Raw genomic sequence first — 25,499 nt, 5'->3', positions numbered from 1 at the left:
AAATCCCAAAATCATCGAACAGGCTTATTCGCTGGCTGAATTGATATCTTCGCCCGCAGGCTGGGCCTGACCTTCAGGACGCGGGCCAGGCGGCCGGCGGCGGCGGCGATGACCGAAGCGCTCGCCACCCGGATTGCCGTTGCCTTCAGCACTGTTTCCATTTGGCTGCGGCTGGGCTCCACCCGTAATGAAGGATGGAAGCCGATCGACCTGATCGCCTTCCGCGGGCTGTGCCGCAGGCTGCGGACGCTGATCGCGATCACGGAAGTTCTGCTCACGCGGCTGATGCTGTTCGCGCGGATACGGCTGGGACTCGCGCGGCTGGAACTGGGGCTGCTGCTGTTGCGACGGAACAAAGCCGGGCTCAGCGCCGAAATTGGAGTAGCTGTCGCTGTCGTCGCCATTGTCGTCGAGGGCGTCGCCGTCCTGGCGCGGCATCGGCTGCTGCTGTTGCGGCTGGTTCTGGCGGAACTGTTCCTGCGCCGCGGCGATCAGACGGAAATAGTGTTCGGCATGCTGGTAGTAGTTTTCAGCGGCGACCGGATCACCGGACGAGCGCGCATCGCGCGCGAGCTGGACGTACTTTTCCGCAACATGAGAAGCGGTGCCGCGAATTTTGATGTCCGGTCCGTTGGACTCGAAAACCCGGGTCATCGGGTTCTGGCCGCGCCGGTTGTTGTTATTGTTATTATTATTGTTGTTGTTCCGGCTACGCATACGCTTGTTGTTGTTCGGGCCGTTTCTCATGTGGTGCCTTTTACCGATTCTGGATCGTGATGATTGATGTGCGGACACGGCGCGATGCATTCGCGCAGGCGGCGATACCGTAAATAGTCAGACCGTAGTTGCCGTATTTCGCGTTCAACAAGGACGCGTTCTCCAAATGCCCGAAGGCAATGAGCCATTGGGCCGGATCAGCCTGAGCCAACAGGCGCGATGTTTTGCAGTTGAATATACAAGCGCAATATCAGGCTTTCGTTCGCTTCGCGGTCCCAAGCAGCGCAGCTCTCTCAGCCTTCGCGCTCGTCATGACCAGCCTTTTTGGAACCTTTTCACTCGGCGGGCACCCCTTGCGGGATTTTAAGCTTCCACCCGTCATTTCTGAACGGGAGCCACGGCCCTGAACCGATGTTGTGGCCGAAACGTAGTCGCTCCGGGGCAATATTCCAAGAGGTTTTTTCTGGACCACGCACCCTTTAAATCGCCGCTTTTCGCCCCATGACGGCACGGTAAATGCCGCCGAGATCGGCCTTCGGCGGGTAGGGAAGGGTTAATCCCGCCGCGTGCATCAGCGCGCTCACCTGCTCGCTCTGGTCGTGACCGACCTCGAAGATCAGAACCCCGCCAGGAGCCAGCAGCGCGGCCGCCTGAGGCGTAATCGCGCGATAGGCATCGAGACCATCGATGCCGCCATCCAGCGCCAGATGCGGGTCGTGATCGCGGACGTCATGATCAAGCGCGGCGATGTCCGCTGACCGGATGTAGGGTGGATTCGACACGATGAGATCGAACCGACCGGACAGCGCTGACGCATAGTCGCATTGAACGAACGAGATTCGATCAGCAAGACCGAGCCGTTGTGCGTTGAGTCCGGCGGTCTCCAGCGCTGCTGGACTGATGTCGGTGCCGATCCCTGTGGCGGCAGGCAGTTCGGAGAGCAGCGCCAGCAGGATGGCGCCGGAGCCGGTACCGATATCGGCAATCCGCAGCGGCCTGTTCGAGACAGAATGGTTCCTGACAATTTGGAGCGCGGCGGCGACTATGGTTTCGGTGTCCGGACGCGGGACCAGCGTCGCGTCCGACAAGCGCAGATCAAGGCCCCAGAATTCCTTGTGGCCGAGAATGCGCGCGACCGGCTCATGGGACAGGCGGCGTTGCGCAAACGACGCGATCACGTTGGCTTCGCTGCCGGTAATCAGCCGTGCGGACTGGACCGCGAGACCGGTGTGATCGAGTTTGAGCGCCGCGCCGATCAAAAGGCGTGCATCAAGGTCGGGCGAGTCGATATCGCTGGCTTTGAATTGGGCCGCCAATGCGCGCCGCGCCGCCTCGACGGTCAGTCCGGCGAGCGAGGCGCTGGCATTCACGACGTGCTGCCCTGTTCCGCGAGCAGCTTGGCCTGATGCTCGGTGGTCAGGGCATCGATTAGTTCGCCGAGCGCGTCGCCGGCGATGACCTGCGGCAATTTGTAAAGCGTGAGATTGATGCGGTGGTCGGTGACGCGACCTTGCGGAAAATTGTAGGTCCGGATGCGCTCGGAGCGATCACCGGAGCCGACCTGGCCCTTGCGTTCGGCCGAGCGCTCGGAGTCGATGCGTTGTCGTTCGGCATCGTAGATGCGTGAGCGCAGGATGTTCATGGCGCTGGCGCGGTTTTTGTGCTGCGAGCGGCTGTCCTGCATCATGACCACAATGCCTGTCGGAATATGGGTGATGCGGATCGCTGACTCAGTCTTGTTGACGTGCTGGCCGCCGGCACCCTGCGCGCGCATGGTCTCGATTCGCAGGTCGTCATTCTTGATAGCGACGTCGACTTCCTCGGCCTCCGGCAACACCGCGACGGTGGCTGCTGAGGTGTGGATGCGGCCCTGCGTTTCGGTGTCGGGTACGCGCTGCACGCGATGCACGCCGGATTCGAATTTGAGCTTGGCGAATGCGCCGCGGCCCTGCACTTCGGCGACGATTTCCTTGTAGCCGCCCATGGTGCCTTCGGAGGCCGAGATCAGGTCGACCTTCCAGCCCTGCAGCGCCGCAAACCGCTCATACATGCGGAACAGATCGCCGGCGAACAATGAGGCTTCATCGCCGCCGGTGCCGGCGCGGATTTCGAGCACCACGTTGCGCTCATCCATCGCATCCTTGGGCAGCAATGCGATGCGGATATCCTGCGCGAGTTCATCGCGGCGCGCCTCGAGTTGCGGACGCTCGCTTTCCGCCATTGCGCGCATATCGGGCTCGGTCGTGCTATCGGCGATGAGCGCATCGATGCCAGAGATTTCGTCCGCCGCTGAGCGATAGGCCTTCACGGCATCCACCACCGGCGTCAGTTCACTCAGCTCGCGGGTGATGCGAACATAGGTTTCCGAATTTACCTGGCCGAGCAATTCGGCTTCCAGCGCCGCGTGACGCGCCAGCAATGTATCGAGTTTGGCTTCAGGCAGTGCGGTCATGATGTGAATTTTTTAGGTTTCGTTCAACAAGAATGGATTCAACGGCGCGCGCCGGTGGAATGCGAGCGTCGCTACAACGAAAGCCCTTCGGCTTCGGCGAATTCCATGAGCTTGCTGCGGATCGACACGCTTCCTGCCGGTGCATCGAGCAGCGGCTTGATCATCGCTTCCGCCTTCTTGGCGTCGAGATCGAGAATCAGAGCCTTCACTGGACCATGCGCCGTCGCCGACAGCGACAGCGAGCGGTAGCCCAGCGCGATTAGCGCCAGTGCGCCGAGCGGCTGCGAGGCCATCTCGCCGCACAGCGAGACGGACTTGCCTGCCGCATTGGCCTTCTTCGCGATGTCGCGCAGGGCCCGCAGGATCGGCGCCGACAGCGTGTCGAAGCGGTCGGTGACCCGCGAGTTGCCGCGATCGACCGCGAACAGAAACTGGAACAGGTCGTTCGAGCCGACCGAAATGAAGTCGACCCGCGTGAGCAGTTCGTCCATCTGATAGAGCAGCGCCGGGACCTCGACCATGGTGCCGACATCGACCCGCTCGGGCAGCGTATGTCCGTGCTGGCGCAGATAGGTCAGTTCGCGCTCGATGACGAGCTTGGCCTGATCGAATTCATCGACCTGCGAAATCATCGGGAACATGACGCGCAGGTATCTTCCCGAAGCCGCACGCAAAAGCGCACGGATCTGCCCGCGGAGCAGGCCTGGACGATCGAGGCCGAGGCGGATCGCGCGCCAGCCGAGCGCCGGGTTCTCTTCCACGATCGTATCCATGTACGGCAGCGCCTTGTCGCCGCCGATATCAAGCGTGCGGAAGGTCACCGGCTTGTCGCCGGCCGCATCCAGCACCGAACGATACAGCGCAAGCTGCTCGCTGGTGCGCGGCAGGCTCTGGCCGACCATGAATTGCAGTTCGGTGCGGAACAGTCCGATGCCGGACGACCCGGTATCGTCGATATGAGGCAGGTCGATGATGAGACCCGCGTTGATCATCAAGTCGACGGGCTGGCCGTCTTTCGTGACGCAGGGCTTGTCCCGCAATTCGCGGTACTGTTCCTGACGGCGTGCGCGGAAGCGCACCCGCTCGGCGTAGGCGGATTGGATTTCCTGTGACGGACGGATGTAGATCGAACCCGACGTGCCATCGACGATGATCGCGTCGCCGGGATCGGCGATGCCTGCGGCGTTCGCCACTTCACCGACCGCCGGAATGCCGAGCGCGCGCGCGACGATGGACACATGCGAGTTGGCAGTGCCTTCTTCCAGCACAAGACCGCGTAGCCGCTTGCGGTCGTAATCGAGCAATGCAGCCGGGCCCATCGAGCGCGCGATCAGGATGGCGTTGTCGGGCAACTGCTCGCGCGAGGGCGCGTGATCCTGTCCGACCAGTTGCCGCATCAGGCGATGGCCGAGGTCTTCCAGATCGTGCAGGCGGTCGCGCAGATAGGGATCGGTCGAGCGCAGCATGCGTGCGCGGGTATCGGACTGCACGCGCTCAACGGCGGCTTCCGCTGTCAGGCCCGTCGCCACGGCCTCATGCAGCTTGTGCTGCCAGCCCTGGTCGTTGGCGAACATGCGGTAGGCTTCAAGCACGTCGCGGTGCTCGCCGCCTTCGGCGACATCGCCGCGTTCCAGCATGCGGTCGAGATCGGAGCGCAGTTTCAGGATCGCGGTGTCGAGCCGCTTGAGTTCCTTCGGCAGATCCTCGGCGATGTAGTTGGTGATGACGACGCGCGGCTCGTGCAGCACGACATGGCCGAGCGCGATGCCATCCGACAGGATCGCGCCGGTCTTGTGCAGCGAATGACGTGCCGCCGGCTCGGCACCAGGCTTGGCGATGGCCGACAGCTCGCCCGAGGCGATCATTTCCGCGACCACCATGGCGGTGGTCTGCAGCGCTTCGACTTCTTCCTCGACGTAGGTGCGGTGGGCGCGGTTCTGCACCACCAGCACGCCGAGCGTGTTGCCCGATCGCAGGATCGGCACACCGAGGAACGAGTGATAGATTTCTTCGCCGGTTTCCGGGCGGTACGAGAATGCCGGATGCGACTGCGCGTTCGACAGGTTCAGCGGCGTCGCCTCGGAGGCAACGAGACCGACAAGGCCTTCGTGGGCGTTCAGCACGGTCTGGTGGACCGCGTCCCGGTTCAGACCTTCGGTGGCATAGAGCTCAAGGGTGTTGTCGACGCGCAGCACGTAGGTCGAGCAGACCTCCGCCACCATGTTGGCGGCGATCAGCACCACGATCTTGTCGAGCCGTTCCTGAGCGCTGACCTGTTCGGCCATCACTTCGCGGAGCCGTCTCAACAAGACGCGGGGGCCTCCCAGCGCGCTCCGCATCCGTTGACATCCTTACCCGCAATTCCAGCACGGCCCGCAACCGGCTGCCATAGCGTTAACTAGCAGTAAAATAACGACTTTTCAGGTCTCGCGTGGACCGCTTGGCTGAGTTCGGGACATCGCAGACGGTCCAGAACCAGAGGCGCGGGCGCGGGTGCCTTATCCTGAGGCTATATCGAATTGAGGCGCGTTTTGCCAAGCAAAACACCTGCCAAAGATGAGAGGCAGTCCAGCAAAATAGCCTCGGCAAAATGCCGCGGCGGCGTGCAAGGCAGGATCGGGCTTAGGCCTGATCCAGCCCGTAGAGCGTATGCAGCGTCCGGACGGCCAGTTCGGTATAGGCCGCGTCGATCAGCAGCGAGAACTTGATCTCGGATGTGGTGATGGCGCGGATGTTGATGTTGCGCTCGGACAGCGCCTTGAAGGCCTGCGCGGCGACGCCGGCGTGGCTGCGCATACCGATGCCGATCACCGAAACCTTGGCGACGTCGGTGGCCGAGTCCATCGCCTTGTAGCCGATCTTGTCCTTCGCCTTGGTGATGGTGTCCTTGGCGCGGCTGTATTCGGAGGCCGGAACGGTGAAGGTGAGGTCGGTGTATTTGCCGTCCTCGGACACGTTCTGCACGATCATGTCGACATTGATGCTCGCATCCGCAAGCGGCCCGAAAATCGCGGCTGCGATGCCTGGCTTGTCCTCGATCTGGCGCACGGAAATCTGGGCTTCGTCCTTTGAGAACGCGATCCCGGTGACGACCTGGCTTTCCATGATTTCCTCCTCGCTGCAAATCAGCGTTCCCGGCGGCGTGCCGTGGGGATCGATATCTTCCGGCTTGTCGAAGCTCGAGCGCACGAACACCGGCACGTTGTGAACCATGCCCAGCTCCACGGAGCGGACCTGCAGCACCTTGGCGCCAAGCGACGCCATTTCCAGCATTTCCTCGAACGCGACCTTCTCCAGCCGCCGCGCTTTCGGCACCACGCGTGGATCGGTGGTGTAGACGCCGTCGACATCGGTGTAGATGTCGCAGCGGTCGGCGTGGATCGCAGCCGCAATCGCAACGGCGGATGTATCCGAGCCGCCGCGGCCGAGGGTGGTCACGCGGCCCGTCGCTTCGTGGATGCCCTGGAAGCCGGCGATCACGGCGACTTCCTTGCGTTCTTTGAAACGCTGGATCAGCTCGCTGCCGTCGATGCCGGTGATGCGGGCGGACGCATGCGCGTCGCTGGTATGGATCGGAATCTGCCAGCCCTGCCACGAGCGGGCCTGGATGCCCAGCGACTGCAGCGCAATGGCCAGCAGACCGGACGTGACCTGTTCGCCTGACGCCACGATGGCGTCGTATTCACGCGCGTCGTGCAGCGGCGAGGTCTCTGTGGCCCAGGCCACCAGTTCGTTGGTTTTGCCGGACATGGCAGACACGACAACGGCGACGTCATGACCGGCATCGACCTCGCGCTTCACGTGCTGTGCGACGTTGCGGATGCGGTCGATGTTGGCGACGGAGGTGCCGCCGAATTTCATCACAAGGCGGCCCATGGTGAATGGTGCGGTCCCGGTTAGGCTGGTTGTCAGTAAGGGGCCAGTTCCGCGCAAAACGGCAGCACGGCCCCGAAAAGGCGGCTATACATACCCATCAGGTCGCGAGCAAGCAACACGGGACGGGAATGAGCCGCTATATCGACGATATCCTGCAGCCAGGCGAGAAGATTCTGTATTCCACCACGATTCACGGGATCGTCTATCTCCCGGGACTGGTTTGCCTGGCCGCCTCCGCGGCCTGTCTGGTCGGTTCGGGCGGCGGGGTCATCTTCCCGCTCCTGGCGTTGAGCGCCCTTCTGGCGCTTGTGGGCGGCTTCCTGCTGTTTCGGGCCTGGTTCCAGCGTTGGACGACGGAAACGGACGTGACGTCGCTGCGGGTGGTCCACAAGGAAGGCTTCATCAAGCGCCAGACCTTTGAGATGAGCCTCGATAAAATCGAAAGCGTCGATGTCAGCCAGAGCATCCTGGGCCGGATTTTTGGATGGGGAGATGTCAGGGTTAACGGTGTCGGAGAGGGCACGAAGACGATAAAGATGATCGGTGCGCCGATCGAATTCCGCAATCATATTACGGCACGCTAAATTTTCGGCAGGCATTGTCGATAACCCGGTAAACGCCCGTTATGAGTACAAACTCTCCATCTGCGTCCACGGTCGATCCCGGCGAAGTCGCGCGGTTCTCCGAACTGTCCGAACAGTGGTGGGATCCGAAGGGCAAGATGGCGCCGCTGCACAAGATCAATCCGTTGCGGCTGGCCTATATCCGCGACGCGGCGTGCCGCAAGTTCGACCGCAACCCGAAAAGTCTGAACTGTCTGTCGGGATTGCGCATCCTTGATATCGGCTGCGGCGCAGGCCTGCTGTGCGAGCCGCTGACCCGTCTCGGCGCGCAGGTGATCGGTGTCGATCCGTCGGCCACCAACATCGCGGTTGCCAAACTTCATGCCGAACGGGGTCATCTCAGCATCGACTACCGCTGCACGACCATCGAAGAGATGGACCCGCGTGAACGGTTCGACATCGTGCTGGCGATGGAGGTTGTCGAACACGTCGCCAATGTCGGGATGTTTCTCGATCGCTGTGCGGCGCTGCTCAAGCCGACCAGCATGATGGTGGTTTCGACCATCAACCGCACCTGGAAGAGTTTTGCCCTCGCCATCGTCGGCGCGGAATACATTCTGCGCTGGCTGCCGCGCGGCACCCATCAATGGGACAAGTTCGTCACGCCGGCCGAACTGACGCATCATCTCGAGCGCAACAAGCTCGCCATCAGCGATCAGGCGGGCGTGGTCTACAATCCGCTGGCCGACCGGTGGAGCCTCTCGTCCGACATGGATGTGAACTACATGGTGATCGCGGAGGCGGCGGTTTAGGATCGTGCAACGCCGGCATGAGATCGTGCCGGTTGACCGGGGCCCGCTGACAATGGCCCTCTGGGATGCAGCGCTCCCGCCGTTCTGGCCCTGTCCCTCATCATGACCCAGTTCGTTTGGCTCTGGATACCCTTCACCCTGCTCGCGGCGGCAGGTCAGGTCGTGCGCAACGCCATGCAGCGCGGGCTGACGGCTCAGCTTGGCACGCTGGGTGCGACCCATATCCGATTCCTGTTCGGATTTCCGTTTTCGCTTGTCTTTCTTGGGCTGATCCTCGCCGTGAATGGCGACCGGCTGTCGTGGCCCGAGACGGGGTTCTGGGCGTGGCTCGTGGTCGGCGGCATGGCGCAGATTCTTGCCACTGCCCTGATGCTGATGGCGATGAACGAGCGCTCGTTCGTGGTGACGACGGCATATCTGAAGACCGAGGCCATCCAGGCGGCGATCTTCGGATTTGTGTTCCTCGCGGACCATCTCACGGTGTTGAAGGTGGCGGCCATTCTGATCGCCACCATCGGTGTGGTGATTACCGCGCTGCGGCCCGGCGGCATGAAGGGCTTCGGCACCCTGAAGCCGACCGCGCTGGGATTGCTGGCAGCGTCGTTCTTTGCACTATCGGCGGTGGGCTATCGCGGCGCCATTCTCAATGTGACCGGCGTCAGCTTCGTCACCGCCGCAAGCGTGACGCTGGTCGCGACCCTGCTGATGCAAACCATCGTCCTGTCAGGCTGGCTGATCGTGCGCGCACCGGGCACGATGACGGCGATCTTCCGGCTCTGGAAGCCGTCGATGTTTGCCGGCTTCATGGGATCGTTCGCGTCGCTGTTCTGGTTTCTTGCCTTCGCGCTCACCGCAGCCGCGAATGTGCGGACGCTGGCGCTGGTCGAGGTGCTGTTCGCGCAAGTGGCGGCTTATTATTCGATGAAGCAGCCCATATCGGCGCGGGAAATATCCGGTATCGCGCTGATCCTGATCGGCGTGGCGATGCTGGTGGCGGTTTAAGTTACTTCTTCACGGCAAGAAGCACCGCGCCCGCCGCGATCAGCACGATCCCGAGCCATCCCGTTGCGGACGGCCGCTCGCCAAGAAACAGAAAAGCGAACAGCGCGACCAGCACCACGCTCAGCTTGTCGATCGGCGCCACGAGCGTCGCTGGCCCAAGCTTGAGCGCGCGAAAGTAACAGAGCCACGACGCGCCGGTTGCGAGCCCGGACAGCACGAGGAATGTCCAGGTTCTCGTTGAGATGGGACCGGGTGCGCTGAACTGTCCGGTGGCGAAGAGAATGACCGCGAAGCTCGCCAGCACGATGATCGTGCGGATGAAAGTCGCCAGATCCGGGTTGATGTCCTCGACGCCGACCTTGGCGAAAATCGCGGTGAGCGCGGCGAACACCGCCGACAGCAGCGCCCACATCTGCCATGAACCGGACCAGGACATCGAATCGGGGCTCATATCAGGTTCTCGGGTGGCTCCCAGGTTTGATCCAGGACGCAGACTCATGAGCGCCGAGCCATTGCGCCTCGTCGGGTTACCCTAGCGGACCGCCGATGGAGGTCGCCACTTTTTTCTCTCGAAGCGCGCCCAGGGTCAGAGCCGACCATCTTGCCGAGATTGCGCCGCCGATTTCTGATACTCCCGCGGTGAAGCCCCATACGCTGCTTTAAAGCAGCGGCCAAAGTGCGTCATGTCCGAAAACCCCCATCCCTGCGCGATTTCGGCTATGGTTCGATGCATCTGGTTGGGATCTTCGAAAGCAACCCGGCAATGTGAGAGCCGCCTGGACAGAATGAGACGGTGAAGCGAGAGATCCTGTTCGGCAAGAATTGCGTTCGCATATCGGACGCTTATTCCGACAATATCGGCGACCTTCTGTCCGTCGAGGTCGGGATCGGTGAGCCTCGCTTCGACCACTGCACGAATCTGTCCCAGCAACAACGCTTTTGGATTTGAGACGCGAGCAGTCGCGCCCCCTGTTGTTCTCGCAATGGATAATCCGATTAAGTCGAGGACATGATTTCCGACCATCTCTTCCATTAAAGAAGTTATCCTCCCAGCGAGCAATGGCAGCTTTGCGGCAACAGAAAGTGCCAGATCATCGTCCGCCCGCTCTGTCGACACACGGCGCCCGATCAAATCCTGGCAACCACCGATTCGTGCGCGTAGCTCGCGACGCGGAGCCTTGATAACAAGGGTTTTCGAATCTCGCGAAAACCGCGCATCATAAGGCAAGCGCGGCTCAAGAAGTGTCAGCGAACCGGCGTCCAGGTTAACCTCGCGCGCGTTCTGGACGATAAAGATTTTACCCGACAACTGGTAACACAGGAACACTGTGTCCGGGCTGGTGCGCCCGACATGGGCCAAGGTGTGAGCGACCTGCATCGGCGAGTTGTTGAATTCAACAAGGTCCAGATTGCCGAAGTTCGAGGCTTTGATCTCGGCCTGAAATGTCGCCCGGTTTTCCGGCACAGAGTCATGACCGATGATCTCCCTGCAGGCGACGCTGTGCCAAAAATCAAATCGGTCGCGGGGGTGAACCGCAGAGGTGGAGAATATCGCTTTCAACTGGTTGCCGTTCCTTAACCGTCGCGTAGCCGACGAATTGATCCATGGTAGCCGAATACAAGCACACACCATTTGCTAGGAACAAACGCAACTCGAAATTCCGTTGTTGGACGTTCACTCGCAGGGAACCTAGGACTTTTTCGCCGCCATTAGCAAAAATACGGGCTGCAGATGCAACGACCGACGATTCACGACCGTCAGGCGACTCAACTGTCAGAACAACTGCCAGTAGAGGCGGGAAACTTTTCCCGCATGCGAGCCATTGTCCTCGCAAATGAGTCGAGGACCAGGCAGACGCTGGGGTTTCCGTCCTTGAGTCTGGCGAAGCCGAAGCGCGTAGCTTTCTCCACTCCACTTTATGCGAGATGCACGTCGGTCGATGGATTGTGGGCCACAAACTGCCGGGTCTTGAGCGTTTGGGACCTCGGTGCCCAAATTGAGGCGATTCTTCCGGGCGATCTCACCCAGTTCCACCTCTTATTCACGCCCCCTCCAAGGTTGGTCTCCAAACAATGCAGGAGAGTCAGCACACGCGGCAACCTGATCGAAGTCTTGTATCTGCGAAGACAACCGACCTTCCTCCTGAACGCGAGTCTGGATTTATGAGCGAACGCAGCTTTAACGTTGATCAAATGTTGTCGGCATCCTGGGATCAACTGCTCGCTAGAGATCTCGCCTCAGAGGTAAAGGATTTTTGCGGCGACAAGCGTTATCCGTTTCCGGAATTGCGGAGATTCTTCGCCATAAAGGGGTATCGCGACCTTCTCGTTAGGTTGAAGACAGCATGCAAGGACCAAACGTCATTTGACGCCTTGAAGTCGGTTGCCCGAGAAATGCGACAGTATGCGTTGGACCGTCCCGCCTTGTGGGCTGCGACATCCAGAACGGCCACAATTGATTGTGCCGAATGGCGGGCAGGCGACAAAGAGCTTTACGACTTCATTAAATCTATTCTCGCCGAATGTGGAGTGCATGGGCAACACGCAGAAAGCGCTTGGTATATGCTTCGCAGCTTAGTGCGCGGCTTTACCATGCATCAGATCCTGGGCTCATTCTCGCAAGTCCATTCGTATGACGAGAGCTTCGAGAGGATGGTCGAGATTTACGTGGCCGGGGTGTGCTCGGTCGGGGCTTCTGCCAGGCAGCCGTGCGCGACCACGCCGGAGTAGGCCTGCCGCTTCATGAGCACGTGCCTTAATTCCTGTCGCCCGGCAGCACAGGAAGAGGAGCCACTTCGATGCCTTCGTCGATCAGCGCGCGCGCCTCTTCGGTGGTTGCCTCGCCGTAGATCGCGCGATGCTCGGTGTCGCCGTAGTGCATCCTGCGGGCTTCCTCGGGGAACTTGTTGCCGACATTGTCGGCATTCTTGAGGACGGTGTCGCGCAACTCTCTCAGTTTGGCCACAAGCTCGCGTTCCTGCGGCGCCATCACCAGCGATGTCGATGTGGTGTCGTCGGCCGCTGGGGCTACCGGCTCCGGCGCCGATTTGGATTTCCCCTTGCGCGCGATGCGCGGGGCCATGATTGCCTTATCGACCCTGATGGATTCACAGACGGGGCAGGCGACAAGCCCGCGCTTGCGCTGGCTGTCGTAAGCTGCGGAACTCTGAAACCAGCTATCGAATGCGTGGCCGCGCTCACAGCGCAGCGCATAGCGGATCATGCCGATCCTCGTACGAGATGCAGATGTTCAGGCCAGGCCTTCGGGTCGGCGAGGCCGAAGCGGCGGCCATGCTGCAGAGACGGGATGCTCTTGCGGACCGCCTGCACTTTCGCCGGATCGATCTTCGCCAGCACCACGCCGGGTTCGGTGCCGCCTTCCGCGAGGATTTCACCCCATGGATCGACGATCAGCGAATGGCCGTAGGTTTCGCGGCCGCTTTCGTGTTTGCCGGCCTGCGCGGCCGCGAAGATGAAGCAGCCGTTCTCGATGGCACGGGCACGCAGAAGCGTGCTCCAGTGCGCTTCGCCGGTCCTGACCGTAAAAGCGGACGGCACCGCAATGAACGATGCACCGGCCTCCGCGAGCGCACGGTAGAGCGCGGGGAAGCGAACATCGTAGCAGATCGTCAGCCCGATCCGGCCCCACGGCAGATCGGAGATGACGGCGGTTTCGCCCGGCTGATAGTTGGCGGACTCGCGGTAGCTCTCGCCGCCGTCGAGTTCGATATCGAACATGTGAATCTTGTCGTAGCTGGCAAGGATGGTGCCGTCCGGCGCGATCAGGAACGAACGATTGGCTGCGCGTTCCGGTGTAGCGCGTACCGCAATCGATCCGATGTGCAGGTAGATTTTCAGTTCGCGCGCGAGGTCGCGATAGGCCTTAAGCGAACGGTCGTCTTCGTCGTTCGCCAGCAGTTCGAACAGCGCCTTGCGGTTCTGCTGGATGATGTTGGTGACTTCAGGTGTCTGGACGTAGTCCGCACCCTTGGCCTTGGCTTCACGGATCAGCTCGATTCCCTGGGCAAGGCTTGTCTCCGGCAGCATCGCGGTGCGCATCTGCACCATGGCTGCGGTGAACGGAGCGCCGCTTTCGATGCTGGCTGTCATGAAGATACCTTCTGACCGGCGAGCAGGCCGTCGAGCCTGCCTTCGCGGTCGAGCGCATAGAGTTCGTCGCAGCCGCCGACATGCTGCTTGTCGATGAAGATCTGCGGAAACGTCGCGCCGCCGTTCGAGCGTTGGACCATCTCGGCGCGCCAGTTCGGATCGACCGCCACATCGAACTCGGTGAAGGCCGCACTCTTGCGGTTCAGCAGCGACTTGGCAGCGCTGCAATAGCCGCATCCGGGGCGGGTGTAGATCTCGACGACTGCGGGCATGGCTTGCCTTTGTGAAACGGGAAGTACCCAAATTATATGGGGCTCTGGAGCGTGTCCACAACCCGCGAGAACACCAGTACATCCACCGATGCAGCCCTGGCCCGCAGCAGCGCACGGGCGCAGGCATCGACCGTCGCGCCGGAGGTCAAAACGTCGTCAATCAGCACAATCCGGCGGCCCTGCACGGAAGATTTGTTCTCTAAAGGCACCTTGAACGCGCCTTGCACGTTGAGTGCGCGGTCAGCCTTGGAAAGACCGACCTGTTGCAGCGTCGGCCGCACCCGGCGCAGGGCGTTCCCGATCACCGGCAGATCTGCGGATTTGCCGATCACCGCCGCCAGCGCTCCGGACTGGTTGTAGCGGCGGCTCCATCCGCGCCGCCAATGCAGCGGCACGGGGACAAGTGCATCGGCCTCGCCGAGAAGCTCCTGACCGGCGCGCGCCATCCATCGCCCCATGGCGGGCGCCAGATCGGTGCGGTCCTGATACTTCAGGGCATGGACCATGGTCCGCGCCACCTCGTCGTACCGGACCGCGGCGCGCGCGCGCTGATAGGCCGGTGGATTGGCGATGGCCTGCATCGACAGCAGACCGGGTCCCGGATCGTAGACGAAGGGTATCCCGAGCCGCGCACAGAACGGCGGCGCGATGAACGACAGTTTGGCCCAGCAGGCCGCACAAACACCTTCGCCGGAGACGGGCTCGCGGCACGACACACAAAGCGTCGGCAGGGCAATGTCGAGAGCAAGCCGCGGCAGTGAGGTGAGGGCGGTTCGAAGCATGCCAAGCAGCGGCTGAAGCAACCGGCCTGAAGGATGTGACGCTGCCTGATCGAGCCCCGACATGATTTCCCCGCCGCCAGAGGCTAGTTGCTGTCCTTGCCGGAAACAAGCGCGGCCAGTGGTCCGATTCTAACACGCGCTTGCCCTATCGGCACGCAGGCAATTGCCAGACCAGTCTCCGAGGGCGTACCAACGGCCATGACCTCGCCTTCGACCGAAATGCCGCCGCGCCTGTTCGATCGCGCCCTGCTGCGCGACCGGCAGACTCGCGCGGTGAAGTACGGGGCCGCGTCCTTCCTGCTCGACCGCGTGGCCGAGGACATGGCGGAGCGGCAGCAGGCGGTGCTTCGCGAATTTTCCGACGGCATCGATCTCGGCACATCCGGCGACCAGGTGCGTGACGCGCTGAGAGGCAATGTCCGGCAGTTGCGTGCGGTGGTGCTGCCGGTCTCTGATACCGAGCCGCTGGCGCTTGCACCGGCCTCCGTCGATCTCGTGGTCTCGGCGCTGGCGCTGCAGTTCGTCAATGACTTGCCGGGTGTGCTGGCGCAGATCCGGCGCGCCCTGAAGCCTGACGGGTTGTTTCTCGCCGCGACGATCGGCGGCGAGACGCTGACCGAACTGCGGCAATCCTTCGCTGCGGCTGAAGCCGAGGTGGAAGGCGGCGTGTCGCCGCGCGTGGCGCCGTTCGCCGATCTGCGTGATCTGGGTGCGCTGTTGCAACGCGCCGGCTTCGCACTGCCGGTGACCGATGTGGACCGCATCGTCGTGCGCTACGACAACGCGTTTGCGCTGATGCAGGATTTGCGGCGCATGGGCGCGACCAACATTCTGAACGAGCGCCGCCGCACGCCGTCGCGCCGCGCCACGTTTCTGAAGATGGCGCAGGTTTATGCCGAGCGGTTTTCCGATCCCGACGGACGCATCCGCGCGACGTTCGATGTGGTCTGGCTGTCGGGATGGGCGCCGCACGAAAGCCAGCAGAAACCGCTCAGGCCAGGTTCGGCGAAAATGTCGCTGGCGGACGCGGTGAACAAGGCGCGCAAGGATACGACGTGATTTTTCTCGGTGTCGTCCCTGCGCAGGCGGGGACCCATACTCCCTGAGTCTTCAGTGCTGTGGCGATCGCGGGTCAACTCTTTCCTGGTCTTCACTGAGGATGGTGGTTACGGGTCCCCGCCTGCGCGGGGACGACTGGAGTGTGATGTGACAGCTTACGTCACTTCGGCTTTTCCGATTCAATTTTCAAACAGCATGCGCGTGTGGGGCTTGCCCCATTCGCGCCAACGAAAGGCGTGCGCATTCGTTCTCGCGCATCGTGCGAGGTGAGCTTTCGTTCTGCCCCTAGAAATTTGAGGGGCATGGAGCGCCGCGAGGCGCACCTTTGTATCGTCTCGCTTCCGGCATCGCGTGCGAAGCGATGTGAGGTCCGGAAGCGCATCGCCTTGCGGCGCTCCATTGCGGGACTTTGGGCGAGGGGACCGTACTTCCGGGTGCGGACGGGGGAGGTTACTCGACCCCTGATCCGGACGGCTTTCGCCGCCTTCGTCCGCTCCGCGTCCAGCCGGCGAACGGCAGAGCCACATAGTTGGCCCGGACGGTGACCCCAGCCTCCCGGGCGCGTGTTTGCGAGACACACGCGCAGGCGCCGCATCCTGCTCCGCCTTGAAGACGCCTCTAGAAAGCGCCCCTCACGAACAGGACGTGACGAACTTAAGCGCGGTTCAGAGCACGGGGACGCGTATCCCCATCACGAAATGTTTCGGGCCGCGCGCCCGCAATATTTTCCGCCGTCATTCCGGGGCGCGCGTTGCGCGAGCCCGGAATCCATGGCCACTCAGGAGATCGTCGCAATCATGGATTCCGGGCCTGCGCCTTCGGCGCATCCCGGAATGACGGAGGGAAGAGATCGCCGCGCCTACAGCAGCAAATCCGTCAGATGCGCGATCAGCGGAATGTCCGCGGGCGGCATCGGATAATCGCGCAGCTTGTTGGCGCGCACCCATGCAAGCTGCTGGCCTTCGTGCGGCGTCACGGTGCCTTCCCATTTCCGGCAAATGTAAAGCGGCATCAGCAGATGGAAGGTCTCGTAGCTGTGGCTGGCGAAGGTGAGCGGCGCGAGGCACGGCTCCTCCACCTTGATGCCGAGTTCCTCCGCCAGTTCGCGGATCAGCGCCGGCTCCGGCCGTTCGCCGGGCTCCAGTTTGCCGCCGGGAAATTCCCATAGCCCCGCAAGCGTCTTGCCTTCGGGGCGCTGCGCGATCAGGACACGGTTGTCCGTGTCGATCAGCGCGCAGGCGACAACGAGAACGAGTTTGATCACGAGCGGTAGTCGCCGTTGATGGCAACATATTCCTTGGTGAGATCGCAGGTCAGCACGCGGTCGCGGCCCTTGCCGAGACCAAGCCCGACCTTGATCTGGATCTTCGGCTGCTTCATCAGCGCGGAGACTTCCTTCTCATCATAGGACGGATCGCGCGCGCCCTTGGTGGCGACACGGATTCCATTGAACGCAATCGACAGCTTGTCGCGGTTGGCGGGCTCGCCGGCCTTGCCGACGGCCATCACCACGCGGCCCCAGTTGGCGTCCTCGCCCGCGATCGCGGTCTTCACCAGCGGCGAGTTGGCGATCGACATCGCGATTTTTCGCGCGGACGTCTTTGATGTCGCCCCCTCGACCACAACCTCGACCAGCTTGCGCGCGCCTTCGCCGTCGCGCGCGACCTGTTCGGCGAGATCAGCCAGAATGCCGTTGAAGGCCTTGGTGAACGCTTTCAGGCGCGGATCGGAGGCACGGGTGATTTTCGGTGCGCCATGTGCTGCTGCGGCGCCGGTGGCGAAGGCCAGCAGCGTGTCCGATGTCGAGGTGTCGCCATCGATGGTCACCGCGTTGAACGTGTCCTCGACGCCGGTCTTGAGCAGTGATTGCAGCGCTCCTGCCGAAATCGGCGCGTCGGTGAAGATGAATGACAGCATCGTCGCCATGTCCGGCGCGATCATGCCCGCGCCCTTGGCCATGCCGTTGATCGTGACCCTGGCCTTGCCGAGTTTCACAGTAGCGGTCGCAACCTTCGGGAAAGTGTCAGTGGTCATGATCGCGGTGGCCGCGTTCATCCATCCATGGGGTTCGGCGGCCTTTGCGAGATCGTCGAGCACACCGTTGAACTTGGTGGCGTCGAGCGGCTCGCCGATCACTCCCGTGGAGGCGAGAAAGATTTTGGCCGGCGTCGAGCCGGTTGCTTTCGCTGCGATCGATGCGGTCAGCGTGGTTGCCTGCTTTCCCGTTTTGCCGGTGAAGGCGTTGGCGTTGCCCGAATTGACCACCAGCGCGCGGGCCTCGCCGCCCTTGAGCCTGGCGCGGCACCAGTCCACCGCGGCGCTCGGGCACTTCGATTTCGTGAACACGCCGGCCACCGTGGTGCCCTTGTCGAACAGCGCCAGCAGCACGTCGGTGCGGTTCTTGTAGCGGATGCCGGCCGCCGCCGTCGCAAGGCGCACGCCGTCGATCTGCGGCATGTCAGGAACATCGGTGGGGGCGAGCGGGGAGACGGCGGTGGACATGAGGGCTCAATTCCTTGGTGAGGATGAGCGCTCTGTATCACCTCTCCCCGCCTGCGGGGAGAGGTCGGCTTTCGCGCGCAGCGAGAAAGTCGGGTGAGGGGCAAATCGGTAACATTCGGCCCCTCATCCGGCTCGCAAGCGCTCGCCACCTTCTCCCCGCTTGCGGGGAGAAGGAAACAAGTCGATTTACTTCTTCTTCGCCGGTGCCGCCTTGGCATCCGGCGTGGCAGCCGGAGCGGCAGCATCGGCCGGCTTATCGGTGCGCTCGACCTTGGCTTCGGTGCGCAGCTTGGTGACGTAGTCGGCCTGCGCCTTGCGGATCACGAAGTTCTGGATCTGGCCCTTCACCTGCTCGAAGTCCGGCGGCTTGCGGTCGCGGGCTTCCTCGACCTTGATGATGTGCCAGCCGAACTGCGACTTGACGGGATCGGAAATCTTGCCGGGCTCAAGCGCGAAGGCGACGGCGGAGAATTCCGGCACCATCTGCTCCTTGGTGAAGAAGCCGAGATCGCCGCCGTCGGCTGCGCCCGGGTCCTTGGATTTTTCCTTGGCGAGCTTGGCGAAGTCGGCGCCCTTATCGAGCTCGGCCTTGATCGCCTTCGCTTCTTCTTCGGTCGGGACCAGAATGTGCCGGGCGCGGACTTCCTTCTCACCGGACACCTGCTTGGTGGCGTCCTCATAGACCTTCTTCATGGCCTCGTCGGTGACGGCCGCCTTGCCTTCGGTCGCGAGCAGGCTGTCCATCAAGAGACGGTCGCGCGCAAAGGCGATTTTCTGCTTGAACTCTGCCGAGTCGCCGATCTTCTTGGCTTCGGCGGCCTTGGCGACGATTTTCATATCGATCAGGAAGGCGATCAGATTGTCGCGGCGGGTCGCGGGGTCCATCTGCTGGAGGCTCGGTCCCAGTTCTTCCTCGGCGACGGTCAGATCGCTCTGGCGGATCTCAGCCCCGTTAACCTTTGCGATCACGGCGTTGGCGTCCTGCGCGCGGAGCGGCTGGCCGGTGCTCAGAACGGCCGTGAGACAAATTGCAGCGGCCGATGTGAGCAGTCCTAGTCGCGCGCCCAGTCCGGTGTGGGAGGCTGTGCGGTTCGGAGAAACGGTCATGGAAAATCCTTATGGGTCAAAGGCTGGTTACCGAGCCGGCGTTCGCTTCGTGATGATGCGAATCTCAAAGACCGGAGGACCGGGCGGTTCGGGAGGCCGGACACTCGCCCAACCTCTGCCCGGACGCAACGTGAAAAACCCGCCAAAATCATGAAATCCTTGACAGGTTCGCGCGTTGACAAGGCTTTGGACGGCCCATATCTCTCCCGGCAGGCTCTCCTGGCTGCTGCGGGGCTTTGCCGCGCTCAAGCGGGTGAACCTTTAGAATTCGCTCCCGCACCCATCCTCGAGGATTCGCGCAAGGGTTTGCTCCATCAGCAATTCTGCGGACGTTTCATACCGGTTTCAGGGCTGCGGTGACTTCAGCCGCAACGCCAACTGCAAGACAGGAATTTTTCATGCTCGGCGCGCTCGCCCGCAAGTTTTTCGGCTCCGCCAACGACCGGCGGATCAAGGGATACCAAGCCCGCGTCGACGCGATTAACGCGCTGGAACCCGAGATCGCGGCCCTGTCCGACGAGGCGCTGAAGGCGCGGACCGCGGAGTTCCGCAAGCAGATCGCGGAAGGCAAGACCCTCGACGACCTCCTGGTTCCTGCATTCGCCACCGTTCGCGAGGCCGCCAAGCGGACCCTCGGTCAGCGCCATTTCGATGTGCAGCTGATCGGCGGCATGGTGCTTCATGAAGGCGACATCGCCGAAATGAAAACCGGCGAAGGCAAAACGCTGGTGGCGACGCTGGCGGTCTATCTCAATGCGCTCGCCGGCAAGGGCGTTCACGTCGTCACCGTCAACGACTATCTCGCCAAGCGCGACTCCGCCTGGATGGGGCAGATCTACGGCTTCCTCGGGATGACCACCGGCGTGATCGTCCATGGCCTCGACGATGCCGAGCGTCAGGCGGCCTATGCCTGCGACATCACCTACGGCACCAACAACGAGTACGGCTTCGACTATCTGCGCGACAACATGAAGTATCGGCTCGAGGACATGGTCCAGCGTGGTCACGCTTACGCCATTGTCGACGAAGTCGACTCGATCCTGATCGACGAAGCCCGGACGCCGCTCATCATTTCCGGACCGCTCGACGATCGCTCCGAATTCTACAACACTATCGACACCTACATTCCGAAACTGGAAAAGGTGACGGACTTCGAGGTCGACGAGAAGCAGCGCACCGTCACGCTGACCGAAGCCGGCATGGAGAAGATCGAGAACCTGTTGCAGGCCGCCGGCCAGCTCAAGGGCGATTCGCTCTACGACGTCGAGAACGTCTCCGTCGTTCACCACATCAATCAGGCGCTGCGTGCGCATTCGCTGTTCCAGCGCGACAAGGACTACATCGTCCGCGACGGTGAAGTGGTCATCATCGACGAGTTCACCGGCCGCATGATGCCGGGCCGCCGTTATTCGGAAGGCCTGCATCAGGCGCTGGAAGCCAAGGAACATCAGCCGGTCCAGCCTGAAAACCAGACGCTGGCCTCGATCACGTTCCAGAACTACTTCCGCATGTACGACAAGCTCGCCGGCATGACCGGTACGGCGGCGACGGAAGCGGACGAACTGTTCGACATCTACAAGCTCGAGGTCATCGAGGTCCCGACCAACGTGCCGATCGCGCGCCTCGACGAGGACGACGAGGTCTATCGCACCGCCGAGGAAAAGCATCGTGCGATCCTCGCGGAGATCGAGCAGGCCAACAAGCGCATGCAGCCGGTGCTGGTCGGCACGGCGTCGATCGAGAAGTCGGAAGTGCTGGGCGAGTATCTCGCCAAGAACGGCTACAAGCAGATCGACTTCGGCAATCCGAAGGCGCTGGAGAAGCTCTATGCGGCCGCGCGCGCGGGCAAGCCGGCCAAGCTGTTCGCCGTTCTGAACGCGCGCTTCCACGAACAGGAAGCCTACATCGTGGCTGAAGCCGGCGTGCCGGGCGCGATCACCATCGCGACCAACATGGCTGGCCGCGGCACCGACATCAAACTCGGCGGTTCGCTGGAAATGCGCAGCCAGATCGAGACCGCCGACATCACGGATGAGGCCGAGAAAAAGGCCAAGATCGAACAGATCAAGGCCGACATCGAACGCTTCCGCGAGATGGTGTTGAAATCCGAGGAAGTGATCGAGATCGAACCGGCGAAGGGCAGCAAGCCGGCCAAGACCATCACCAAGCCGGGCGGCCTCTACATTATCGGTTCGGAGCGTCACGAATCCCGCCGCATCGACAATCAGCTTCGTGGCCGCGCCGGCCGTCAGGGCGATCCCGGCCGCACCAAGTTCTATCTGTCGCTCGAAGACGATCTGATGCGCATCTTCGGATCGGACCGGCTCGACAGCATGCTGACCCGTCTCGGCCTCAAGGAAGGCGAGGCGATCATCCATCCGTGGATCAACAAGGCGCTGGAGAAGGCGCAGCAGAAGGTCGAGGCGCGCAACTTCGACATCCGCAAGAACCTGCTCAAGTTCGACGACGTGCAGAACGACCAGCGCAAGGCGATCTTCGATCAGCGCATCGATCTGATGCGCGACCAGAACGTCGCCGAGACCGTCGCCGACATGCGCCATGCGCTCGTCGACGATCTGGTCGCCAAGCACGTGCCCGAGCATGCCTATGCCGAACAGTGGGACGTCGCCGGCCTGAAGGACGAATTGAAGCGCGTCCTCGATCTCGATCTGCCGGTCGATGAATGGGCCAAGGAAGAAGGCATCGCCAACGAGGAGATGCTGTCGCGCATCGAGCAGCGCGTCGACGAACACATGGCGGCGAAGTCGGCCCAGTTCGGTCCCGATGTCATGCGCTATGTCGAAAAGTCGATCCTGCTTCAGACGCTGGATCATCTGTGGCGCGAGCATCTGGTGATGCTGGATCACCTGCGGCAGGTGATCGGTCTGCGCGGCTACGGCCAGCGCGATCCATTGCAGGAGTACAAGTCCGAGGCGTTCAATCTGTTCGAGGGCCTGATCTCGCACCTGCGCGAAGCGGTTACCGCCCAACTGGTGCGCGTCGAGATCGTGCCGCCGGACGAGCAGCCGGAACTGCCGCAGATGGAAGCGCACAAGCTCAATCCGAATACCGGCGAGGACGAGATGGCCTTTGCACAGGCAGCTCTCGCGCCGGTCCCGGCCGCACAGCGCGATCCGCAGAATCCTGCGACCTGGGGCAAGGTCGGCCGCAACGAGGATTGCCCGTGCGGTTCCGGCAAGAAGTTCAAGCACTGCCACGGCAAGTTCGCCTGAGCAGTCCAACCCGCTGAATAAAAAACGCCGGTCGAAAGACCGGCGTTTTTTTATGTGCGGTAATGACGCTTGCTTAGCGGACCGTCGACCAGCGGCTGTCGAAGGAGTTCGCCTGCACTGCGGGCTGAGCCCCGGCCAGCGACGGCTGAGATGCCGGAGCGGCGGGCGCGGCTGCCGCGGCTGTTGTCGCAGGCGCTGGAGCGGCAGGCTTGGCGGGCGCCTGAGCCTGCTGCGAACGATCAAGCGGAATAACGCGCGGCGGGGTGCTCTTGGCGGCTTCCCTGGTCGGGCCGGGCGACTTTGCCTTCGGTGCAGTGGTCACCGCGGTGGGCTTTGCCGGCGCAGCGGCAGGCTGGGGATCGGATCCGCGCAGGCCGACGGAACGGGACAGCTTGCTGAGGAAGCCCTCGGACGAGCTCGCGCTGGCATTGGAAGACGCAGCAGGCGTCGTGCTGGTCACCGCCACCACCGGCTCGCTGTTGGACGATGAGGTGAAGCTGAACGACGGCGCGGTTTCCGGCGCCTTTGGAAGGGTCGCGTGAGCGGGAATGGTGCCCGGAGCAGGCAGATACGCCGCGACCGCATAGTCGGTGACGTCCTTGTCGATCGCGGCTTCGCCTTCGGGCAGCTTGGAGGCGAACACCGGATGCATGCCGCCGTCGATACCGGCGCGCGAACGCGCCGTCGCCGTGCCGCGCGAGATCAGTTGCGCAGTCTTCAATTCATCCTGACGCTGCTTCTCCTGGACCGCTTCGGCGATCTCGGGCGAAACCTGATAGGCGGGGCATTGCGCCGAGGCGTTGAAGGTCAGCGGGCGGGTCGAACCTGCGGGCTTCTCCGCGTCGAAGACGTACTTCTTCTCGCAGAAATCGACCTTCGGCTCCTGCTTCGTGACCTCGAAGTGATCGTTGCCTTCCTTGATCATCTTCCAGAACGGCATGTTCGGATTGTTGCGGTGGCGGGCCATGTTCTGCGGCGTCATCCGGAACGGATAGGCCTGCACCTGAAATGCGTTCTGGCCGCCGAAGAAGGATTCACGGCCGAGCGCATAGATTTCCGAGATCTGCTCGTCGGTCATCGCGTAGCAGCCGCGCGACGAGCAATCGCCGTGGACCATCAACTGCGATCCGGTACGGCCCCATGCCTTATCGTAGGCATTGGGATAGCCCATGTTGAACGACAGGAAATACGCCGACGTCGGATTCATCTGCGCGGGGGTGATCGAGTAGAAGCCCTCCGGCGCCTGACGGTCGCCTTCCTTGACCTTCGGTCCGAGGTCTCCCGACCAGCGGCAGATCGGGTAGGTCTTCAGCAGCGCGAACTTGCCGTTGCGGTCCTGCTTCCAGACTTCGAGTTCGGCTTCCTGCTTGAACAGGCGGACAAGGATCGGCGACGCCTTGTCCATGTTCTTCGTTTCGATGTCGGCGAGCAGCTTGTCGGGGATCGGGCGATTGGCCTTTGAACTCGGCGAGAGCTGTTCGCCGTTGCATCCAGCAAGCAAAACGCCGGCCGCAAGCGCAGCCGACGTGACAAGCGCGCGAATGTGCGTGCGGTCAATCATGCAAGGCTCCGCGGCAGACCGGCAATCCCCATACTCCGGCTAGACCCAAGACTCGACCCCGGTAACAGATCGTCTTCCGGCAAAGTGGCGCGCAGGAGGCGGCCGGAAAACACTGTCTGTTAAAACAGGCCGCACGTGTTTTCGTCGTAAAAGCGAGGTTGGCTTTTCGGCTAAAAACGTGCGTCAGCAATTGAGCAATTATTATCCTTAAATACCCCTCTGTCGCAAGCCGAGCGGCCTGTCCCGCAGGGACGGGAAGCGTTTTATGGTCAACGCTAAGTAAATCAAAATACAGGGGAAAAACGGCTAGGACAGAAGCGGGCCTGTCTCGAAAAAGCCACGATGTGACTTCGCCGCATGGATTGCGCAGATTTGGCTTGGGCGACGCCCTAGCCGAGCTTGCGTCCGATATCGAGGAACTTCTGCCGGCGCTGGTTGCGGACCGCCTTGGAATCGAGGCTGCGCATGTCGTTGAAGGCCTGCGCGATGGCGTCGCCGGTCCGGGAGATCATCGCTTGTGGATCGCGGTGCGCGCCGCCCGGCGGTTCCTTCAGGATGGTGTCGATCACACCGAAGCGGGCGAGATCCTGCGCAGTGATCTTCATGTTGATCGCGGCTTCCTGCGCTTTCGTCGAATCGCGCCACAGGATCGAGGCCGCGCCTTCCGGTGAGATCACGCTGTACACCGCGTGTTCGAGCATCAGCACGCGGTTCGCGGTGGCAATCGCGATCGCGCCGCCTGAACCGCCCTCGCCGATGATGACGGCGACATTGGGCACGCCGAGATTGAGGCAGGCTTCGGTGGATCGCGCGATCGCTTCCGCCTGTCCGCGTTCCTCCGCGCCGATACCGGGATAGGCGCCCGCAGTGTCCACCAGTGACAGCACGGGAATACCGAAGCGATCCGCCATTTCCATCAGCCGGACGGCCTTGCGATAGCCCTCGGGCTTGGCCATGCCGAAATTATGCTTGAGCCGGGTTTCGGTGGTCGCGCCCTTCTCCTGGCCGATCACGCAAATGCTTTCGCCTCTGAAACGGCCGAAGCCGCCGATCAGCGCTTCGTCGTCGCCGAACTTGCGGTCGCCCGCGAGCGGCGTGAACTCGGTGATGAGCTGCCTGACGTAATCGAGGCAATGCGGCCGCAGCGGATGACGCGCAACCTGGGTTTTCTGCCATGGAGTCAGGTCGGAATACAGTTCCGTCAGCGCCTGCGCCGCCTTCTCTTCAATGCGCGACACCTCTTCGCTGATGTCGCTGCCGCTGGCGGCAAGCGCACGCAACTCGTCCACCTTGGCATCGAGTTCGGCGACGGGTTTTTCAAAGTCCAGATAACTGCGCATCAGGTCCGGCATGTGACAAATATAAGGGGCGGGCACGATTGGGCGAAGGGCGCGCGAATCGGTCTTTTGGTCGCTCTTGATCGAGGATTGAGGTCTTTCGTGGGGTCTTTC

At 62.2% G+C, this 25,499-nt stretch carries 22 protein-coding genes; 6 read left to right on the top strand and 16 right to left on the bottom strand.

Translation table 11 applies throughout. The annotated features are described in order from the left end of the window. Positions 1–24: 24 nt before the first annotated feature. The 5 genes from HMPREF9695_RS18660 to HMPREF9695_RS18640 all read right to left on the bottom strand — a co-directional run bounded on the left by HMPREF9695_RS18660 (position 25) and on the right by HMPREF9695_RS18640 (position 7,045). Complete coding sequence (locus tag HMPREF9695_RS18660) at positions 25–747, bottom strand: DUF4167 domain-containing protein (RefSeq protein ID WP_006022454.1); 723 nt, start codon at positions 745–747, stop codon at positions 25–27. Between the two features lie 449 nt (positions 748–1,196). Continuing rightward, positions 1,197–2,087, bottom strand: coding sequence for a peptide chain release factor N(5)-glutamine methyltransferase (gene prmC, locus HMPREF9695_RS18655; RefSeq protein WP_006022453.1), 891 nt, complete (start codon positions 2,085–2,087; stop codon positions 1,197–1,199). Next, the gene (gene prfA / locus HMPREF9695_RS18650) at positions 2,084–3,169 is read right to left on the bottom strand and encodes a peptide chain release factor 1 (protein WP_006022452.1); all 1,086 of its coding nucleotides are present in this window, start codon (positions 3,167–3,169) and stop codon (positions 2,084–2,086) included. Before prfA ends, prmC begins: the two co-directional genes overlap by 4 nt. Before the next feature lie 71 nt (positions 3,170–3,240). Continuing rightward, positions 3,241–5,508, bottom strand: a complete 2,268-nt coding sequence (ptsP, locus tag HMPREF9695_RS18645; RefSeq protein WP_006022451.1) for a phosphoenolpyruvate--protein phosphotransferase — start codon at positions 5,506–5,508, stop codon at positions 3,241–3,243. Positions 5,509–5,791: 283 nt separating this feature from the next. Beyond that, the gene (locus tag HMPREF9695_RS18640) at positions 5,792–7,045 is read right to left on the bottom strand and encodes an aspartate kinase (protein WP_006022450.1); all 1,254 of its coding nucleotides are present in this window, start codon (positions 7,043–7,045) and stop codon (positions 5,792–5,794) included. 128 nt (positions 7,046–7,173) lie between these two features. On the opposite strand from HMPREF9695_RS18640, the gene HMPREF9695_RS18635 reads away from it, so the two are divergent. The 3 genes from HMPREF9695_RS18635 to HMPREF9695_RS18625 all read left to right on the top strand — a co-directional run bounded on the left by HMPREF9695_RS18635 (position 7,174) and on the right by HMPREF9695_RS18625 (position 9,422). Continuing rightward, a complete protein-coding gene (locus tag HMPREF9695_RS18635) occupies positions 7,174–7,629 on the top strand; it encodes a PH domain-containing protein (protein WP_024921414.1) in 456 nt (151 codons plus the stop codon). Positions 7,630–7,670: 41 nt separating this feature from the next. Next, entirely contained in the window at positions 7,671–8,420 is a 750-nt protein-coding gene (ubiG, locus tag HMPREF9695_RS18630) for a bifunctional 2-polyprenyl-6-hydroxyphenol methylase/3-demethylubiquinol 3-O-methyltransferase UbiG (protein WP_006022448.1), read from the top strand. A 102-nt stretch (positions 8,421–8,522) separates the two neighbouring features. After that, positions 8,523–9,422: a DMT family transporter gene (locus HMPREF9695_RS18625; protein ID WP_006022447.1), complete on the top strand. Its 900-nt coding sequence runs from the start codon at positions 8,523–8,525 to the stop codon at positions 9,420–9,422. 1 nt (position 9,423) lies between these two features. On the opposite strand, the gene HMPREF9695_RS18620 is transcribed toward HMPREF9695_RS18625, so the two are convergent. Both HMPREF9695_RS18620 and HMPREF9695_RS18615 read right to left on the bottom strand, forming a co-directional pair. Continuing rightward, entirely contained in the window at positions 9,424–9,873 is a 450-nt protein-coding gene (locus HMPREF9695_RS18620) for an EamA family transporter (protein ID WP_006022446.1), read from the bottom strand. A 135-nt stretch (positions 9,874–10,008) separates the two neighbouring features. Further along, positions 10,009–10,983: an AraC-like ligand-binding domain-containing protein gene (locus HMPREF9695_RS18615; protein WP_041712692.1), complete on the bottom strand. Its 975-nt coding sequence runs from the start codon at positions 10,981–10,983 to the stop codon at positions 10,009–10,011. Between the two features lie 602 nt (positions 10,984–11,585). On the opposite strand from HMPREF9695_RS18615, the gene HMPREF9695_RS18605 reads away from it, so the two are divergent. Further along, complete coding sequence (locus tag HMPREF9695_RS18605; protein WP_006022444.1) at positions 11,586–12,152, top strand: TetR-like C-terminal domain-containing protein; 567 nt, start codon at positions 11,586–11,588, stop codon at positions 12,150–12,152. A 25-nt stretch (positions 12,153–12,177) separates the two neighbouring features. On the opposite strand, the gene HMPREF9695_RS18600 is transcribed toward HMPREF9695_RS18605, so the two are convergent. Genes HMPREF9695_RS18600 through HMPREF9695_RS18585 form a run of 4 tightly spaced genes read right to left on the bottom strand, consistent with a single transcriptional unit; the run spans position 12,178 to position 14,649 of the window. Continuing rightward, on the bottom strand, positions 12,178–12,645 hold the full coding sequence (locus tag HMPREF9695_RS18600; RefSeq protein WP_006022443.1) for a DUF1178 family protein: 468 nt from the start codon (positions 12,643–12,645) through the stop codon (positions 12,178–12,180). Continuing rightward, entirely contained in the window at positions 12,642–13,532 is an 891-nt protein-coding gene (locus tag HMPREF9695_RS18595; RefSeq protein WP_006022442.1) for a carbon-nitrogen hydrolase family protein, read from the bottom strand. The genes HMPREF9695_RS18600 and HMPREF9695_RS18595 overlap by 4 nt, the downstream gene beginning before the upstream one ends. Beyond that, complete coding sequence (gene grxC, locus HMPREF9695_RS18590; RefSeq protein ID WP_006022441.1) at positions 13,529–13,804, bottom strand: glutaredoxin 3; 276 nt, start codon at positions 13,802–13,804, stop codon at positions 13,529–13,531. The genes HMPREF9695_RS18595 and grxC overlap by 4 nt, the downstream gene beginning before the upstream one ends. A 32-nt stretch (positions 13,805–13,836) precedes the next feature. Beyond that, on the bottom strand, positions 13,837–14,649 hold the full coding sequence (locus HMPREF9695_RS18585) for a ComF family protein (protein WP_006022440.1): 813 nt from the start codon (positions 14,647–14,649) through the stop codon (positions 13,837–13,839). Between the two features lie 135 nt (positions 14,650–14,784). Here HMPREF9695_RS18585 and HMPREF9695_RS18580 point away from each other — a divergent pair, with 135 nt between their 5' ends. Then, entirely contained in the window at positions 14,785–15,645 is an 861-nt protein-coding gene (locus HMPREF9695_RS18580; protein WP_006022439.1) for a methyltransferase domain-containing protein, read from the top strand. An 859-nt stretch (positions 15,646–16,504) separates the two neighbouring features. On the opposite strand, the gene HMPREF9695_RS18575 is transcribed toward HMPREF9695_RS18580, so the two are convergent. From HMPREF9695_RS18575 to HMPREF9695_RS18565, 3 genes are all read right to left on the bottom strand, one after another. Further along, a complete protein-coding gene (locus HMPREF9695_RS18575) occupies positions 16,505–16,909 on the bottom strand; it encodes a (deoxy)nucleoside triphosphate pyrophosphohydrolase (RefSeq protein WP_006022438.1) in 405 nt (134 codons plus the stop codon). Continuing rightward, entirely contained in the window at positions 16,906–18,147 is a 1,242-nt protein-coding gene (gene argJ / locus HMPREF9695_RS18570) for a bifunctional glutamate N-acetyltransferase/amino-acid acetyltransferase ArgJ (RefSeq protein ID WP_006022437.1), read from the bottom strand. The genes HMPREF9695_RS18575 and argJ overlap by 4 nt, the downstream gene beginning before the upstream one ends. 186 nt (positions 18,148–18,333) lie before the next feature. After that, positions 18,334–19,254: a peptidylprolyl isomerase gene (locus HMPREF9695_RS18565; RefSeq protein ID WP_006022436.1), complete on the bottom strand. Its 921-nt coding sequence runs from the start codon at positions 19,252–19,254 to the stop codon at positions 18,334–18,336. A gap of 398 nt (positions 19,255–19,652) precedes the next feature. Between HMPREF9695_RS18565 and secA the strand changes: the two genes are divergently transcribed. After that, positions 19,653–22,487 (top strand): preprotein translocase subunit SecA, encoded by a 2,835-nt coding sequence (gene secA, locus HMPREF9695_RS18560; RefSeq protein ID WP_006022435.1) that lies wholly within the window; start codon positions 19,653–19,655, stop codon positions 22,485–22,487. 73 nt (positions 22,488–22,560) lie between these two features. Here the strand turns inward: secA and HMPREF9695_RS18555 are convergent, their stop codons facing one another. Both HMPREF9695_RS18555 and HMPREF9695_RS18550 read right to left on the bottom strand, forming a co-directional pair. Further along, entirely contained in the window at positions 22,561–24,048 is a 1,488-nt protein-coding gene (locus HMPREF9695_RS18555; protein WP_006022434.1) for a L,D-transpeptidase family protein, read from the bottom strand. Between the two features lie 389 nt (positions 24,049–24,437). Next, positions 24,438–25,400 carry an acetyl-CoA carboxylase carboxyltransferase subunit alpha gene (locus HMPREF9695_RS18550; RefSeq protein WP_024922058.1) on the bottom strand — a complete coding sequence of 321 codons (963 nt, stop codon included), beginning with the start codon at positions 25,398–25,400 and terminating at the stop codon, positions 24,438–24,440. Between the last annotated feature and the right edge of the window lie 99 nt (positions 25,401–25,499).

This window comes from Afipia broomeae ATCC 49717 (assembly GCF_000314675.2).
Classification (GTDB): domain Bacteria; phylum Pseudomonadota; class Alphaproteobacteria; order Rhizobiales; family Xanthobacteraceae; genus Afipia; species Afipia broomeae.
This window is presented reverse-complemented; position numbering and strand designations above follow the sequence as displayed.

Excerpts from the sequence above, each read along its gene's own strand:
- HMPREF9695_RS18660 (WP_006022454.1), bottom strand. The coding sequence starts at position 747 with ATGAGAAACGGCCCGAACAACAACAAGCGTATGCGTAGCCGGAACAAC.
- prfA (WP_006022452.1), bottom strand. The coding sequence starts at position 3,169 with ATGACCGCACTGCCTGAAGCCAAACTCGATACATTGCTGGCGCGTCAC.
- ptsP (WP_006022451.1), bottom strand. The coding sequence starts at position 5,508 with ATGCGGAGCGCGCTGGGAGGCCCCCGCGTCTTGTTGAGACGGCTCCGC.
- HMPREF9695_RS18640 (WP_006022450.1), bottom strand. The coding sequence starts at position 7,045 with ATGGGCCGCCTTGTGATGAAATTCGGCGGCACCTCCGTCGCCAACATC.
- HMPREF9695_RS18635 (WP_024921414.1), top strand. The coding sequence starts at position 7,174 with ATGAGCCGCTATATCGACGATATCCTGCAGCCAGGCGAGAAGATTCTG.
- ubiG (WP_006022448.1), top strand. The coding sequence starts at position 7,671 with ATGAGTACAAACTCTCCATCTGCGTCCACGGTCGATCCCGGCGAAGTC.
- HMPREF9695_RS18625 (WP_006022447.1), top strand. The coding sequence starts at position 8,523 with ATGACCCAGTTCGTTTGGCTCTGGATACCCTTCACCCTGCTCGCGGCG.
- HMPREF9695_RS18620 (WP_006022446.1), bottom strand. The coding sequence starts at position 9,873 with ATGAGCCCCGATTCGATGTCCTGGTCCGGTTCATGGCAGATGTGGGCG.
- HMPREF9695_RS18605 (WP_006022444.1), top strand. The coding sequence starts at position 11,586 with ATGAGCGAACGCAGCTTTAACGTTGATCAAATGTTGTCGGCATCCTGG.
- HMPREF9695_RS18600 (WP_006022443.1), bottom strand. The coding sequence starts at position 12,645 with ATGATCCGCTATGCGCTGCGCTGTGAGCGCGGCCACGCATTCGATAGC.
- HMPREF9695_RS18595 (WP_006022442.1), bottom strand. The coding sequence starts at position 13,532 with ATGACAGCCAGCATCGAAAGCGGCGCTCCGTTCACCGCAGCCATGGTG.
- grxC (WP_006022441.1), bottom strand. The coding sequence starts at position 13,804 with ATGCCCGCAGTCGTCGAGATCTACACCCGCCCCGGATGCGGCTATTGC.
- HMPREF9695_RS18585 (WP_006022440.1), bottom strand. The coding sequence starts at position 14,649 with ATGTCGGGGCTCGATCAGGCAGCGTCACATCCTTCAGGCCGGTTGCTT.
- HMPREF9695_RS18580 (WP_006022439.1), top strand. The coding sequence starts at position 14,785 with ATGACCTCGCCTTCGACCGAAATGCCGCCGCGCCTGTTCGATCGCGCC.
- argJ (WP_006022437.1), bottom strand. The coding sequence starts at position 18,147 with ATGTCCACCGCCGTCTCCCCGCTCGCCCCCACCGATGTTCCTGACATG.
- HMPREF9695_RS18565 (WP_006022436.1), bottom strand. The coding sequence starts at position 19,254 with ATGACCGTTTCTCCGAACCGCACAGCCTCCCACACCGGACTGGGCGCG.
- secA (WP_006022435.1), top strand. The coding sequence starts at position 19,653 with ATGCTCGGCGCGCTCGCCCGCAAGTTTTTCGGCTCCGCCAACGACCGG.
- HMPREF9695_RS18555 (WP_006022434.1), bottom strand. The coding sequence starts at position 24,048 with ATGATTGACCGCACGCACATTCGCGCGCTTGTCACGTCGGCTGCGCTT.
- HMPREF9695_RS18550 (WP_024922058.1), bottom strand. The coding sequence starts at position 25,400 with ATGCCGGACCTGATGCGCAGTTATCTGGACTTTGAAAAACCCGTCGCC.